This window comes from Streptomyces sp. NPDC014870 (assembly GCF_043081505.1).
Lineage (GTDB): Bacteria > Actinomycetota > Actinomycetes > Streptomycetales > Streptomycetaceae > Streptomyces.
In genome coordinates, this window is the sequence record NZ_JBIBWQ010000009.1 from 396,456 (window position 1) to 410,650 (window position 14,195).

General features: G+C 72.2%; 12 protein-coding genes and 1 rRNA gene. 10 read left to right on the top strand and 3 right to left on the bottom strand.

Annotated features, from left to right (window positions below):
* The first annotated feature begins 27 nt into the window (after nt 1–27).
* The 5 genes from ACF09C_RS26650 to ACF09C_RS26670 are packed head-to-tail and all read left to right on the top strand — an operon-like array spanning nt 28 to nt 6,694.
* Nucleotides 28–873 carry a hypothetical protein gene (locus ACF09C_RS26650; protein ID WP_392094985.1) on the top strand — a complete coding sequence of 282 codons (846 nt, stop codon included), beginning with the start codon at nt 28–30 and terminating at the stop codon, nt 871–873.
* Complete coding sequence (locus ACF09C_RS26655; protein WP_392094932.1) at nt 863–2,212, top strand: hypothetical protein; 1,350 nt, start codon at nt 863–865, stop codon at nt 2,210–2,212. Before ACF09C_RS26650 ends, ACF09C_RS26655 begins: the two co-directional genes overlap by 11 nt.
* Nucleotides 2,209–3,762: an SCO6880 family protein gene (locus tag ACF09C_RS26660; RefSeq protein WP_392094934.1), complete on the top strand. Its 1,554-nt coding sequence runs from the start codon at nt 2,209–2,211 to the stop codon at nt 3,760–3,762. The genes ACF09C_RS26655 and ACF09C_RS26660 overlap by 4 nt, the downstream gene beginning before the upstream one ends.
* 50 nt (nt 3,763–3,812) lie before the next feature.
* Entirely contained in the window at nt 3,813–5,216 is a 1,404-nt protein-coding gene (locus tag ACF09C_RS26665; RefSeq protein ID WP_392094936.1) for an ATP-binding protein, read from the top strand.
* A 2-nt stretch (nt 5,217–5,218) separates the two neighbouring features.
* A complete protein-coding gene (locus ACF09C_RS26670) occupies nt 5,219–6,694 on the top strand; it encodes a type IV secretory system conjugative DNA transfer family protein (RefSeq protein ID WP_392094987.1) in 1,476 nt (491 codons plus the stop codon).
* Nucleotides 6,695–6,750: 56 nt separating this feature from the next.
* On the opposite strand, the gene ACF09C_RS26675 is transcribed toward ACF09C_RS26670, so the two are convergent.
* Nucleotides 6,751–8,298, bottom strand: coding sequence for a serine/threonine-protein kinase (locus tag ACF09C_RS26675; RefSeq protein WP_392094937.1), 1,548 nt, complete (start codon nt 8,296–8,298; stop codon nt 6,751–6,753).
* Nucleotides 8,299–8,418: 120 nt separating this feature from the next.
* Entirely contained in the window at nt 8,419–8,979 is a 561-nt protein-coding gene (locus ACF09C_RS26680) for a GNAT family N-acetyltransferase (RefSeq protein ID WP_392094938.1), read from the bottom strand.
* Between the two features lie 175 nt (nt 8,980–9,154).
* Between ACF09C_RS26680 and ACF09C_RS26685 the strand changes: the two genes are divergently transcribed.
* The 5 genes from ACF09C_RS26685 to ACF09C_RS26705 all read left to right on the top strand — a co-directional run bounded on the left by ACF09C_RS26685 (nt 9,155) and on the right by ACF09C_RS26705 (nt 14,044).
* Nucleotides 9,155–10,057, top strand: coding sequence for an ATP-binding cassette domain-containing protein (locus ACF09C_RS26685; protein WP_392094940.1), 903 nt, complete (start codon nt 9,155–9,157; stop codon nt 10,055–10,057).
* Complete coding sequence (locus tag ACF09C_RS26690) at nt 10,054–10,839, top strand: ABC transporter permease (protein ID WP_392094942.1); 786 nt, start codon at nt 10,054–10,056, stop codon at nt 10,837–10,839. The genes ACF09C_RS26685 and ACF09C_RS26690 overlap by 4 nt, the downstream gene beginning before the upstream one ends.
* Nucleotides 10,840–10,849: 10 nt before the next feature.
* The gene (locus ACF09C_RS26695; protein WP_392094944.1) at nt 10,850–12,109 is read left to right on the top strand and encodes a sensor histidine kinase; all 1,260 of its coding nucleotides are present in this window, start codon (nt 10,850–10,852) and stop codon (nt 12,107–12,109) included.
* Entirely contained in the window at nt 12,106–12,780 is a 675-nt protein-coding gene (locus ACF09C_RS26700) for a response regulator (protein WP_392094946.1), read from the top strand. Before ACF09C_RS26695 ends, ACF09C_RS26700 begins: the two co-directional genes overlap by 4 nt.
* A 67-nt stretch (nt 12,781–12,847) precedes the next feature.
* The gene (locus ACF09C_RS26705) at nt 12,848–14,044 is read left to right on the top strand and encodes a glycosyltransferase (protein WP_392094948.1); all 1,197 of its coding nucleotides are present in this window, start codon (nt 12,848–12,850) and stop codon (nt 14,042–14,044) included.
* 59 nt (nt 14,045–14,103) lie between these two features.
* Here ACF09C_RS26705 and rrf read toward each other — a convergent pair.
* Nucleotides 14,104–14,195, bottom strand: a 5S ribosomal RNA gene (gene rrf / locus ACF09C_RS26710); the annotation flags it as partial.

Sequence of the window (14,195 nt, forward strand, 5' to 3'; positions counted from 1 at the left end):
CCACAGGGTTGAGAGGGCGTGCTCGCCATGAGCCTCGGCGACGACAACGACGGCTTCGGCAGCAGCGGCATGGGCGGCTCCGGCCAGACCCGCACACGTCTCCCCGAGGGCGGCACGGGCGACCCGTACGCCCCCGCACGCCGCCCGCGCGGCTCACGCTCACTGATCGGGGCGGTCGGCGTGGTGGTCCTGCTGATCGCCGCGATCGCCTTCGCGAACAGAGGCGACGGCGAGGCGGGCACGGACAACACCTCCGCCTCCTCCAACACCCCGGGCAAACAGGCCCCCACAGCCGCGACGGGCGTCCGCCCGGTCACCGGCAAGAACGGCACGATCCCGACGGGGTTCGCCCGGGACGAGCAGGGGGCGCAGAGTGCGGCGTCGAACTATGCGATTCCTCTCGGCTCCGCCTACATGTTCGACACCGCTCGTCGCCACGAGATCGTCGACGCGGTGTATGCCCCGGACATCGCCGCCGCGCGGCAGGGCGCCCTCGACAAGGTGTACGCCGACAAGGGGTTCCTGACGCGTATCGGCCTCCAGGAGGACGGGAAGGCGCCCAACGGGCTCACGTTCATCTCTCGTGTCATCCCCGTCGGCTCGAAGATCGAGAGCTTCGACGGTGACCGGGCGACCGTCGCCGTCTGGTACTCCTCGCTGTTCGGCCTCGCGGGCGAGGGTTCGCAGAACCCCGTGAGCGAGAGCTGGTACACGACGACGTACCAGCTCCGGTGGGTCGGCGGCGACTGGAAGGTCACGGACTTCGAGCAGAAGGACGGGCCCGTGCCGGTCGGCCGCGACCAAACGGCGTCCAGCGCGGAGGAGATGGCGGACGCCGTCGACCAGTTCGGAGGGTTCACCTATGCCCGTTGAGCGTTCCCGCCGAGCCCTCACCGTCGCCGCGGTAGCGGGCTCCGTCCAGACGATCGCCATCGTGTGGTCCAGCCGCGCCTTCGCAGATCCGACGCCCACCCCCACGCCCAGCCCCAGCAACAACCCCTGCGACCTGATCCGCGGCCCCGCCCGCGACTACTGCGAGAACGGCGAAGCCGGCACCGGCGGTGGTCGCACCGCCCCCGACCCCACCGCCTCCCTCGACCCCCTCGCCTCCCTCGCCCGCGGATGCGCCGACGCCGCCGTGTCGATCGTCGACGCGCTCTCCAAGTCCGTCAAAGAGACCGCCGACGTCGACTTCACCAACCTCGAGTTCCTCGGCCGCTACGCCATCGTGTTCGCCGCCGCCACCTTCCTCACGCTCCTCCTCTGGCTCCTCGCCGTCGCCAAGCGGGCCATGCGCGGCGTGCCCCTCACCACCGCGCTCTCCGAGGCGATCGGCTTCCTCTGGCTGACCGTCCTCGCCTCCGCGTTCACCCCGCTGATCCTCTACACCGTCGTCAACGCCACCGACGCCGTCACCGAAGTCATCGCCGCCGGCACCGGTCAGCAGACCGACGTCTTCTTCGGCAGCTTCAAGGAGGCCCTCCAGAAGGGCGACCAGATCGGCGGCGGGCCGATCATGCTGATCATCGTCTCGCTCGTCAGCATCCTCGCCGCCGGCGTCCTCTACCTCGAGCTCTTCCTGCGCGCCGTCATGCTCTACGTCGGCGCCCTCCTCGGCGTCGTCGTCTACTCCGGCCTCGTCGACAAGAACATGTGGGGCCACGTCCGCCGCTGGGCCGGGATCATGATCGCGATCATCCTGGTCAAGCCGGTCATCGTGATCGTCCTCGGCCTCGCCGGCGCGCTCTCCTCCGGCACCGGCCCCGACTCCTTCTCCGCCGTCGTCTCCGGGCTCGCGATCATCCTCCTGGCGATCTTCGCCTCCGCGATGATCTACCGCTTCGTCCCCGGATTCGGCGACGAGATCGTCGCCTCCCGCAACAACCGCATCCACCGCGCCGGCGAGAACGCCGCCGCGGCCGTCCTCTCCTCCCCCGCCTCCCTCGTCTCGCAGGGCATCAAGACCCACAGCACCCGCGACGGCGGAGGCGGCAACCAGAACAGCGGCGGCGCCCCGCGCCCCGCCAACCCGCTCTCCGGCGGAGTCGCCGCGCACAGCAGCCGCGGCAGCGCCGGTAACGCCGGGGGCGGCGGCGGACCTGTCCCCTCCGCCGCACCCCCGCCGCGTAGCAGCAGCCCCACCGCGGGCACCCCGCACAGCAGCCGCAGGAACACCGGATCCACAGGAAGCACAGGAGGTGGAGGGCGTTGACGACCCAGTCCCAGCCGGTCGCGCCCCGCCGTACGTATCTCATCGGCCGAGCCCGGCCGAACGCGATCGTCGGCAAGAACCGCGAGACCGGCGAGATCGCCCTCATCATCGCCGGCGCCTTCCTCGGCATGATGAGCGGACTCCTCGTCCCCGCCCTCACCCTCAGGATCGTGCTGCTCGTCGGCTTCCCCGTCCTCGCGCTCGCCGCCGTGTACGTCCCGTACAAGCACCGCACCTTCTACAAGTGGTTCGAAATCAACCGCAGCTACAAGCGGTCCCTCAAGCGCGGCACCGCGTACCGCTCCGCCGCCGCCGAAGCAGGCGTACGGCTCGACGGCCGCGAGGTCGAGATCGGCCCGCCCCCCGGCATCGGCCGGATCAACTGGCTCTCCGCGCCCTTCGGCCCCGACGAGATCGCCGTCCTCCTGCACGCCGACCGCCGCACCGTCACCGCCGCCATCGAGATCGAGGGCCCCGGTGTCGGCCTGCGCGACAGCGAGGACCAGGAAGCCCTGGTGGACCGTTTCGGCACGCTGCTCAAGCACGTCGCCAACGGGGACGGCTTCGTCACCCGCCTCCAGATGCTCGCCCGTACCCTCCCCGCCGACCCCGACGCGCACGCCAAGGACGTCGCCCAGCGCGGCGACGTCCAGGCCCCCGGCTGGCTCCAGGAGTCGTACGAGCAGCTCCAGTCGATGGTCTCCACCTCCAGCGAGCAGCACCGCGCCTACCTCGTCGCGTGCATGCACTACACCCGCGAACTCGCCGCCGAGGCCAACGCCATGGCCCGCGCCGCCCGCCACACCTCCGGCGCCCGCAGGCTCGACCGCGACGCCGGCCTCGCCGTCGTCATGGCCCGCGAGCTCACCGACATCTGCGCCCGGCTCGCCGAGGCCGACATCCGCGTACGGCAGCCCCTCGGGCAGTCCCGGCTCGCGTCCCTCGTGCACTCCATGTACGACCCGGACCACCCCATCGACCACATCCAGGCCATGACGAAACGAAACGCTTGGCCCGCCGAACTCGACGCCATGGAGCCCACCTACCTCCAGGCCAAGACCCGCGAGTCCTCCACCCGCGCCCCCTGGTGCCACGCCACCGCCTGGGTGAAGGAGTGGCCGATGACCCCCGTCGGCGTCAACTTCCTCGCACCGCTCCTCGTCCACACCCCCGACGTGATCCGTACGGTCGCGGTGACGATGGATCTCGAACCCACCGAGGTCGCCATCGAGCGCATGCTCACCGAGAAGACCAACGACGAGGCCGAGGCCTCCCGCCAGGCCAAGATGAACCGCACGGTCGACCCGCGCGACATCGCCGCCCACGGCCGGCTCGACCAGCGGGGTGAAGATCTCGCCAGCGGCGCGGCAGGGGTCAACCTCGTCGGGTACATCACTGTGTCGTCGCGCTCCCCCGAAGCCCTGGCCAGGGACAAGCGCACGATCAGGGCCTCCGCGGGCAAGTCGTACCTGAAGCTGGAGTGGTGCGACCGCGAGCACCACCGGGCCTTTGTGAACACCCTGCCGTTCGCGACCGGCATCCGCCGCTAGCCACCCGCCACTAGCCGCCAGCCACGCCAGCCGCTAAGGGGCCCGTGCACATGCGAGATCCACTCTCCGCCCTCACCGAAGCCTTCACCTCCTTCCTCTTCGGGAAGGTGGAGACGACCCGCCTGCCCGTCCGCACCTCGACCGGCCAGGCCCAGGCCGTCTACCTGCCGACGGCCGCCCCCGGCCTCGGCGACTCCGGCGTGATCATCGGCCGCGAGGTCTACAGCGGCAAGGGGTACATCTACGACCCCTTCCAGCTGTACGGCCAGCAGCTCCCCGCCCCCCACTGGCTCGTCCTCGGCGAGTCCGGCAACGGCAAGTCGGCCCTTGAGAAGACCTACGTCCTGCGGCAGTTGCGGTTCCGCGACCGGCAGGTCGTCGTCCTCGACGCCCAGGGCGAGGACGGCGTCGGCGAGTGGAACCTCATCGCGCAGGAGCTGGGGATAACTCCCATCCGCCTCGACCCGATGGTCGCCGTCGACGCCGGCATCCGGCTCAACCCGCTCGACCCGTCGATCACCACGACCGGGCAGCTGGCCCTGCTCCGTACGATCATCGAGGTCGCGATGGGCCACGGCCTCGACGAGCGCTCCGGCTTCGCGCTCAAGGTCGCCCACGCCTACGTCAACGAGCACATCACCGACCGCCAGCCCATCCTCACCGACATCGTCGAACAGCTCCGGCACCCGGAGGCGGAGTCGGCGGAGGCGATGAACGTCGACATAGACGATGTCCGCGCCTGGGGCCTGGACGTCGCGCTCGTCCTCGACCGGCTCGTCGACGGCGACCTGCGCGGCATGTTCGACGGCCCGACCACCGTCGGCATCGACCTCGACGCGCCGCTCATCGTCTTCGACCTGTCCCACATCGACCGCAACTCCATCGCCATGCCGATCCTCATGGCGATCGTCGGCGTGTGGCTGGAGCACACCTGGATCCGCCCCGACCGGAAGAAGCGCATCTTCCTGGTCGAGGAGGCCTGGCACATCATCAACAGCCCGTTCGTGGCGCAGCTGTTCCAGCGGCTGCTCAAGTTCGGCCGGCGCCTCGGTCTCTCCTTCGTCGCCGTCGTCCACCACCTCTCGGACGTCGTCGACGGCGCGGCGGCCCGGGAGGCCGCGGCGATCCTCAAGATGGCCTCCACCCGCACCATTTATGCCCAGAAAGCCGACGAGGCGAGGGCGACGGGCCGGGTGCTCGGCCTGCCCCGGTGGGCGGTCGAGATCATCCCGACCCTCACCCCCGGCATCGCCGTCTGGGACGTCAACGGCAATGTGCAGGTGGTCAAACACCTCATCACCGAGAAGGAACGCCCGCTCGTCTACACCGACCGCGCCATGACCGAGTCGTCCGACCGCCCGCCCGTCGACCAGGAGCTGGAGTGGGAGACGGAACAGCGCGCGGCCCTCATGGAGCAGCAGCTGAACGACCCCTCCAGGTCCGGGGTGGCGTGAGCGTGCGGACGGCGAAGGGGCCGCAGGAGCGTCAGCACGGCGGGGTCCCGGACGGGCTCGTCCTGGCCCTGGTCGGTGTCCCCGTCGGCCTGACGGTCCTCGCCTGGACGGCGACCGGTCTTGCGGCGCTGCTCGCGAAGGGCGCCTGGCCGGACGGGGTCACCTTCACCCGCACCCCGATGGCCGTCCGCTCACTGCTCGGCCGGCCGCAGGACCTGGCAGCCGCCTGGCCGGACACCCCGGCCGGCGAGCTGTCCGGGTACGGGCTCTTCTGGGGCCTGCTCATCGGTGAGCTGATGGTGCTTGTGGTCCTCACGGTGTTCGTGGTGGGGACGCTGGCGCGCTGGAGGGCGGTACGGGCGGACAGGCGGGGCGGCGCGTACGGAGAGCGGGAGCCGGATACGAAGAGGTCGGCCCCGGAACGTACCGAGCACGCCGAACGTACGGAGGTCGTGGCGCCCGCGCCCAGGAAGCCCCTGGACGAACCGCGGCCGACGGAAGCGGCCGCCGAGACCGCGGTGGCCGCCCCGCCCGCCGTCGCCCCGCCGGCCCCGCGCACCGGCCTCGTCTACGGCACCCCCGCCACCCGCCGACCCGCCGCCCTGCAGGCCCTCCAGGACGCGGAGGGCGCCGCCCTCGTCGTCACCTCCGACCCGACCCTCTGGGCCGACACCAAGGACGCCCGCGGCAAGCTCGGCCCCGTCCTCCTCTACGACCCCGGCCACCTCTGCGACACCCCCGCCCGCCTCCACTGGTCCCCGTCCGCCGGCTGCGAGGACCCGGCCAGGGCCCAGGAACGGGCGATCGCCCTCCTCGCCCCCGTACGCCCGCCGTCCCGCCTGGACGCCGCCGTGGCCGACACCGCGGAAACGCTCCTGCGCTGCTGGCTGCACGCCGCCGCCCTGGACGACCGCCCCTTCAAGCAGGTCCACCGCTGGGCCCAGGGCACCGGCGCCCACGAGCCCGTACGGATCCTCCGCACCCACCCCAGGGCCGCCTCCGGACACGCAGGCCTCCTGGAGTCCGCCCTCACCGCGCACCCGGAACGGCGCGAGATCGCCCAGGAGTTGACCGCGCGGGCGCTCTCCGCGCTCTCCTCGATCCACATCAGGGAAGCCTGCACCCCAAATCGAACTGATTCGCTGACGCTGGAATCTTTCGTCGCCGAAGGGGGCACGCTCTATGTGGTCGGTGAGCCGATCGAGGACCCGCGCAGCCGCCCCGGCGCGATGCCGCTGCTCACCGCCCTCGCCGCAAGCGTGGTCGAGCACGGCCGCCGCATGGCCGCACGGTCATCCGACGGTCGGCTCGACCCACCACTGACCCTCGTCCTCGACGACGCCGCGGCCGTGGCCCCGCTCCCCCAGCTGCCCGAGCTCCTGGCCGACGGCGGGGACACCGGCATGCCCACCCTGGCGCTCCTGCGCTCCCCCGAACAGGCCCGCACCCGCTGGCCGGAGCGGCTCCTCACGCCGTAGTCGCACCGACGGACCCCGAACGACGCCCAAGGCCCCCGACGCGCGTCGCGTCCGGTTCAACGGCTCAGGACCGCCCGGTCGGCTTCGTAGGCCGCCCCCGCGAACCGCTCAAGGGCCAGGTGGAGCTGTTGGATCCGTGCCCGCGCCGTCCTCGTGTCGGGGAACCTCAGGTCGAGCCGGAGCGAGCCCGCCTCCGCCCCGCCCTTCAGGGCCGCCGGTACGGGCCTGCCACCACCGCCGCGCGCGGCGGCCAACAGGGACCATTCGTGCCCGGGACCACCCCGGGGCACCAGGGTGACGAAGTCGACCCGGTCCCACCCATCGCTCCACCGCACCCCGTCACGGATCACCACGAGCCCCCGTGCGTCCGCCCGCACCTGGACCTCCCGCTCCTGCCTCCGCAGCCCGAGCACCACCGCCCCCACCGCGGCCACCACACCGGCGATGCCCCCGGCCACGAAGCCCGCCTCGAAGACGGGGAGCGCCGCAAGCCCGAGGATCACCGGCGACGCGCCGAGAAGCAGCCAGTTCTTCGCCGTCAGGGTCTGCGTGGTGGCCTTCACCACCGCCTGCGGATCACCATCCGCGACCCGCCCGGCACGCCCAGCCTGACCGGCCTGACCGCCTTGCCCAGCTTGGCCGGCCTGACCGCCTTGCCCAGCCTGACCGGCCTGACCGCCTTGCCCAGCTTGGCCGGCCTGCCCGGCGCCCGGGTCCTGCCCGGCGCGCCCCGCCCGCTCGCGGGCAGCGGACGGTGCGGGCACCGCGTCCTCCGCGCCCAGGACCGCCGTAGGCGCGACGACGGGCTCCGCCGCCACCTCGCCCAGCAGCTCCAGGAGCTGACCCGCCGTCGGCCGCGCCTCCGCCCGCTTCTCCAGGCAGCGCGCCACCACGTCCCGTAACCCGTCCGGAACACCGTCGAGCCGGGGCACGTCGTGCACCACCCGGTACAGCAGCGCGGGCACGCTGCCGACCCCGAACGGCCCGTCGCCCGTCGCCGCGAAGGCCAGGACCGCGCCAAGCGAGAAGACGTCGCTCGGCGCCCCCACTCGCGCCCCCGTCGCCTGTTCCGGCGACATGAACCCCGGCGTGCCGACCACGAGTCCGGTCCCGGTCAGCGTCATCCCGCCCTCCAGGGCCTTGGAGATGCCGAAGTCGATGACCCGCGGCCCGTCCCCCGTGACGAGGACGTTCGAGGGCTTCATGTCCCGGTGGACGAGCCCCGCCCGGTGGATCGCCTCAAGCGCCTCCGCGAGCCCCACGGCCAGCCCCCGAAGCGCCCCCTCCCCCAAGGGGCCCTCATCCTCGACGAGGACCCCGAGGTCGGGGGCCTCGATGTACGCACTGGCCACCCACGGCGCCGCGGCCTCCGGGTCGGCGTCCACGACCGGCGCCGTCCAGAAGCCGCCGACCGTACGCGCCGCGTCGATCTCGCGCCGGAACCGCAGCCGGAACCCCGGGTCCGCGGCCAGCTCCGGCCGCACCACCTTCACGGCCACCCGCCGCCCGCTGACCGAATGGCCCAGGAAGACCTGCCCCATCCCACCCGCGCCGAGCCGCGCCGTCAGCCGGTACGGACCGATCGCCGCCGGGTCGCCCGGCATCAACTCCTGCACACTTCCCCCGAGTTCGCTGGAGCCACCAGCTTCCCAGGGCACACCCCGCAGGACCAGCCCACCGCAACCAGCCCACCGGAGCCGGCCCACCGCAACCAGTCGCCGGAACTAGCCCGCCGCCCGCAGCACCTCGTACTCCACCTCACGCGCCACGTCGTCCCCCGGCACCGCCACGACCTCGCCCGTCGCGACGAACCCGAACCGCCGGTAGAAGGCGGCGGCCCGCGCGTTGTCCTCGTGCACGTACAGCCGCACCCGCCGGATCTCCGGCTCCGCCAGCGACCAGGACCACTCCACCCCCGCCCGGAACAGCGCGTCGATCACACCCGTACCGCGCGCCTCGGGCCGCACGTAGACGCCCACGATGTGCGTCTGGTCGCTCTTCGCCGGCTCCCCGAAGCGGACCTCGTCCGTCGGCCGCTCCACGAGCAGCGTGATCGTGCCCGCCCAGCTCCCGTCCGGGGCCTCGGCCACGAACTGCCGGACGTTCGCCCCGCTCTCGGACGCGCCCTCCGCCCGCTCCTGCCAGAAGGCGTCCGGCCGCTGCACGGCGTCCTCGTACGTGTCGAGAAAAGCGATCTTCGCCACCGGGTCCTGCAGGGACGCGAGCCGGATCTCGCGGCACCGCTCCCACTCGTCGTCACGGATCGTACGTATCAGATAGCGCATGCCCCCGATCTTCCGCGCAGCCGACCACCCCCGACAACTCCTTTCACGCGCCCCGAGCCGCCGTACTCCCGGGCCACTCGCGCCCCGGCCCGTCGTACCCCGGTACTACGCCCCTCCTCCCACGCCCGCCCCCGGTCGGACGATCCCCCGCGGCCCGCTCCGTAGCGTCGTGGACATGATCCGAGCTGACGAACTCACCAAGCGGTACGGGAACAGGACCGTCGTCCAGGATCTCACCTTCACCGTCCACCCCGGCACCGTCACCGGCTTCCTCGGCCCCAACGGCGCCGGCAAGTCCACCACCCTCCGCATGCTCCTCGGCCTCGACGCCCCCACCCGCGGCCGCGCCACCAGCGGCGGCCGCGCCTACGCCGCCCACCCCGCGCCCCTCACTCAGGTCGGCGCGCTCCTCGAAGCCCGCTCGATCCACCCCGGCCGCTCCGCCCACCACCACCTCATGGCACTCGCCCACACCCACGGCATCCCGCGCTCCCGCGTCGAGCACGTCCTCGGCCTCACCGGCCTCACCGAGGTCGCCCGTCGCCGCGTCAAGGGCTTCTCGCTCGGCATGGGCCAGCGTCTCGGCATCGCCGCCGCACTCCTCGGCGACCCCGAGACGGTCGTCCTCGACGAGCCCGTCAACGGCCTCGACCCCGAGGGCGTCCTGTGGATCCGTACGCTGCTCAGGTCCCTCGCCGCCGAAGGCCGTACGGTCCTGGTCTCCTCCCACCTCATGAGCGAGATGGCCCTGACCGCCGACCACCTCGTCATCATCGGCAAGGGCCGGCTCCTCGCGGACACCACCGTCGACGCGCTCGTACGGGAGTCGGGCGGCGCCTCGGTCAAGGTCGTCACACCCGACGCGGACCGTCTCAGCGCGCTCCTGCCACACGCCCGGATCGTCACCGAGGCCACCGACACCCTCCGCGTCACCGGCATGGAGGCGGCCGACATCGGACGCACCGCCGCCGCCCACGACGTACCGCTCTTCGAACTCACCCCCCAGACCGCCTCCCTGGAGCAGGCGTTCATGGACCTCACCCACGACTCGGTCGAATACCAGGGAGCAGCAGCATGACCACGGCAACCACCCCCGCGTACCGCGTCACCCCCACCCGAGTGCTGCGCTCGGAATGGCACAAGCTGTGGACGGTCCGCTCCACCTGGATCACCGTCCTCGCCTCCGTCGCCTTCCTCCTCGGCGTCGGCATCCTCATGGGCGCCACGTACACCTCGGACGGCGGCGACTCCGACGTCGACACCGTCGTCCTCACCCTCTACGGCTCCCAGCTCGGCGCCATCTGCCTCGCCGTCCTCGGCATCCTGGTCACCGCGGGCGAGTACTCGACCGGCCTGATCAGAGCGTCCCTCACCGCCGTACCGCGCCGCACCCCCGTCCTGTGGGCGAAGGCCACCGTCTTCACGGCAGCCGTCTTCACGGTCTCCCTCCTGACCGCCCTGCTCACCTTCCTCGTCGCGCAGCTCTTCCTCGCCGACACCGACCAGGCCGCCTCCCTCACCGACGACGGCGTCCTGGCGGCCATCGCGGGCAACGCAGCCGGTGTCACCCTGCTCGGCCTCGTCGCCCTCGGTCTCGGCGCCGCGCTGCGCTCCGTACCGGGCGGCATCGGCGCCTTCATCGGCGGCGTCATGGTCCTGCCGGAGGTCCTCGGGATGCTCCCGTACGACGCCATGGAGACGGCGATCCGGTACTTCCCCACCCAGGCGGCAGGCGCCCTCGGCTCCGCCACCCCACTGCCGAACGCGGCCTCCCCGGGCGCCGCGCTCCTCGCCCTGTGCCTGTGGGCCGCAGCGGCGCTGATCGTTCCGGCCCTGTTGCTGCGGCGACGGGACGTATGAGGATGACCGGGTGAGCCCGTACACCGACGCCCCACGGACAGCCCCACACTCAGAACCGCGAACGGAACCGCAAACCGAACCGCTCAGCCGCTACCTCCAGCGGCAGACCCAGCGCGTACGGGCCTTCGACACGCGCCGCCCCCGGGTCTGGGACGGGCTGCTCACCGCCTTCTGGACGGCGGCGGCACTGGTCGACGCGTCGGGCGGCTGGCGGAACATCGCCCGGGACCCGTCCGTACCGGTCGTCCTTGTCGTGGCCCTGAGCCTGACCTTCGCCCTCCCCCTCCTCTGGCGCCGCCGCCACCCCCTCACCGCCCTCGCGGTGATGGCGGGCGCGGCGCTCGTCAGCAACTGGACGGGCGCCTTCCTCCAGGCCGGCCTCCTCCAGATGATCGTGGTCTTCCACATCGCGCTCCGCCTCCCCCCGCGCACCCTCCTGTGGACCCTCGCCCTCCTCGCGCCGCCCCTGGTGGTGGGGGCGATCCGCTTCCCGCAGGGCAGTTGGGACCAGCAGATCGTCCCCGCCCTGTGGGCGTACGCGATGGTCGCCCTCCTCGGCATCGCCGTCCGCTCCCGCCAGGACTACACCGCCGCACTCGTCGACCGGGCCCACCGTCTGGAAATCGAGCGCGACCAGCAGGCCCAGCTCGCCGCGGCCGCCGAACGCAACCGGATCGCCCGCGAGATGCACGACATCATCGGCCACAACCTCTCCGTCATCACCGGCCTCGCCGACGGCGGACGCTACGCGGCCGCCAAGAACCCCGAACGGGCCGCCGAAGCCCTCGACGCCATCGGCACCACCAGCCGCCAGGCCCTCGCCGAACTCCGCCGCCTCCTGCGCGGCGAGGCGGTACGCGACCCCCAGCCCACCCTCGACGACCTGGACACCCTGATCGCCGGCGTACGGAAGGCGGGCTTGCCAGTACGCCTGGAAACCAAGGGCACGTCCCCGTCGCTCCCCGCCGGCACGCAACTGACGATCTACCGAGTCGTCCAGGAAGCCCTGACGAACACCCTCAAGCACGCGGGGGACGGCGCCGAGTCGACGGTCCTCCTCGCGTACACGGACGCGGAGGTGACAACAGAAGTGACGAACACGACCCGCCGCGGAACGAGCCCTGCCGATTCCCCCACCCCAGGCCAAGGCATCACGGGAATGCGCGAGCGCGCCAAGCTCTACGACGGCACACTCGAAGCCGGACCGCTCCCGCACGGCGGTGGCTGGCGCGTACGACTCCGACTCCCCCTGGAGGACTCCCCCTCGTGACGACGGTGCTGATCGCGGACGACCAGGCCATGCAACGCTTCGGCTTCCGCATGCTGTTGGAGAGCCAGGACGACATGACGGTCGTCGGCGAGGCGCAGAACGGCACGGAGGCGATCCGCCTCGTGGACCGCCACCACCCGGACGTCGTCCTCATGGACATCCGCATGCCCGGCCTCGACGGCATCGAGGCCACCCGTCGCATCGTCGCCACCGGAGCCCGCACCCGCGTCCTCATCGTCACCACCTTCGACCTCGACGAGTACGCCTACGAGGGCCTGCGCGCCGGCGCCAGCGGCTTCCTCGTCAAGGACGCCCAGCCCGAGGAGCTGCTCGCCGGCATCCGCGCGGTCGCGAGCGGGGACGCGGTCGTGGCCCCGAGCCTGACCCGCCGCCTCCTGGACGCGTACATCCACCACCTCCCCACCGCCGCCGACACACCGGCCGAACCACGCGAGGACGCGCGCCTGAAGTCCCTCACGGACCGGGAACGCGAGATCCTCACCGTCATCGGCCAGGGCTGGACGAACACGGAGATCGCCGAACGCCTCCACCTCGCGGAGTCGACCGTGAAGACCCACATCAGCCGCGTCCTCGCCAAGACCGGCGCCCGCGACCGCGTCCAAGCGGTGATCCTGGCCTACGACGCCCGCCTCGTGACCCCGGGGCGATGACCGGGCACAATCGTCGACTCAAGCCGGAACCAACGGAATTGAGAGTCACGAAGTGCGCGCATTGCTCATGTCATACGGGTCCCGCGGCGACATCGAACCGCTGGCGGGTCTCGCGGTGGCGCTGCGGGAACTCGGCGCCGAGGCACGCGTGTGCGCGCCGCCCGACCCCGAGTTCGCCGAACTGCTGGCAGGAACGGGCGCCGAAACGGTCCCGTTCGGCTGGCCGGTCCGCGCACTCGTCAGGGGCGAGGTACCGCACGCGCCCGGAGGCGTACCGCAGCGTGCGGCCGAGCTCGTCGCCGAACATTTCAGCACCATCGCCAGGGCGGCGGAGGGGTGCGACGTCCTGCTGGCGACGGGGGCGATGCCGACCGGCTGCCGTTCCGTGGCGGAGATGCTGGGCATCCCCTATGTCTACGCCGCCTTCCAGCCGGTGACGCTGCCGTCCCCGCACTACACCCCCGCCTCGCGCCCGGGTCACCCCCTCCCGCCGGGCGAGACCGACAACCGCGTCCTGTGGGAGCTGGACGCGGCGAGCGTGAACGCGCTGTACGGCCCGCCCCTCAACAGCCACCGCGCCACCCACGGTCTCCCGCCCGTGGACAGGGTCCGCGATCACGTCTTCACCGATCGCCCCTGGCTCGCCGCCGACCCGGTCCTGAGCCCCTGGGAGCTGCCCGCCGACCTCCAGGTCGTGCAGACCGGCGCGTGGATCCACCACGACGAACGCCCCCTCCCGCCCGAGCTGGTGGACTTCCTCGACTCCGGCACACCACCGGTGTACGTCGGCTTCGGCAGCATGCCCATGCTGAACGCCCAGGACATCGCCCGCGTGGCCGTCGAGGCCGTCCGCTCCCAGGGCCGCCGGGTCCTGCTCGCCCGGGGCTGGGCAGACCTGGACCTGATCGACGGGGGCGACGACTGCTTCGTGGTCGGCGAGGTCAACCAGCAGGAGCTCTTCGGCCGGGTCGCCGCCGTCGTCCACCACGGCGGCGCGGGCACGACGACCACGGCCACCAGGGCCGGCGCCCCGCAGGTGATCGTCCCCCAGTTCGTCGACCAGCCGTACTTCGCGGCCCGGGTCGCTCAACTCGGCGCGGGCGCCGCCCACGACGGCCCCACCCCGACCGTCGACTCACTGACAACCGCCCTCAGAACGGCCCTGACCCCCGAGACGAGCGCGCGGGCGAAGGCGGTGGCCGCCCTGATCCCCACGGACGGCGCCACAGTGGCGGCGAACATGCTCATAGCAGCCTGCCGATAATTGGCCGTGAACGCAGAAAAGCCCCGCACCAGATGGTGCGGGGCTTTCCCACAATGATTGTTCGGCGGCGTCCTACTCTCCCACAGGGTCCCCCCTGCAGTACCATCGGCGCTGAAAGGCTTAGCTTCCGGGTTCGGAATGTAACCGGGCG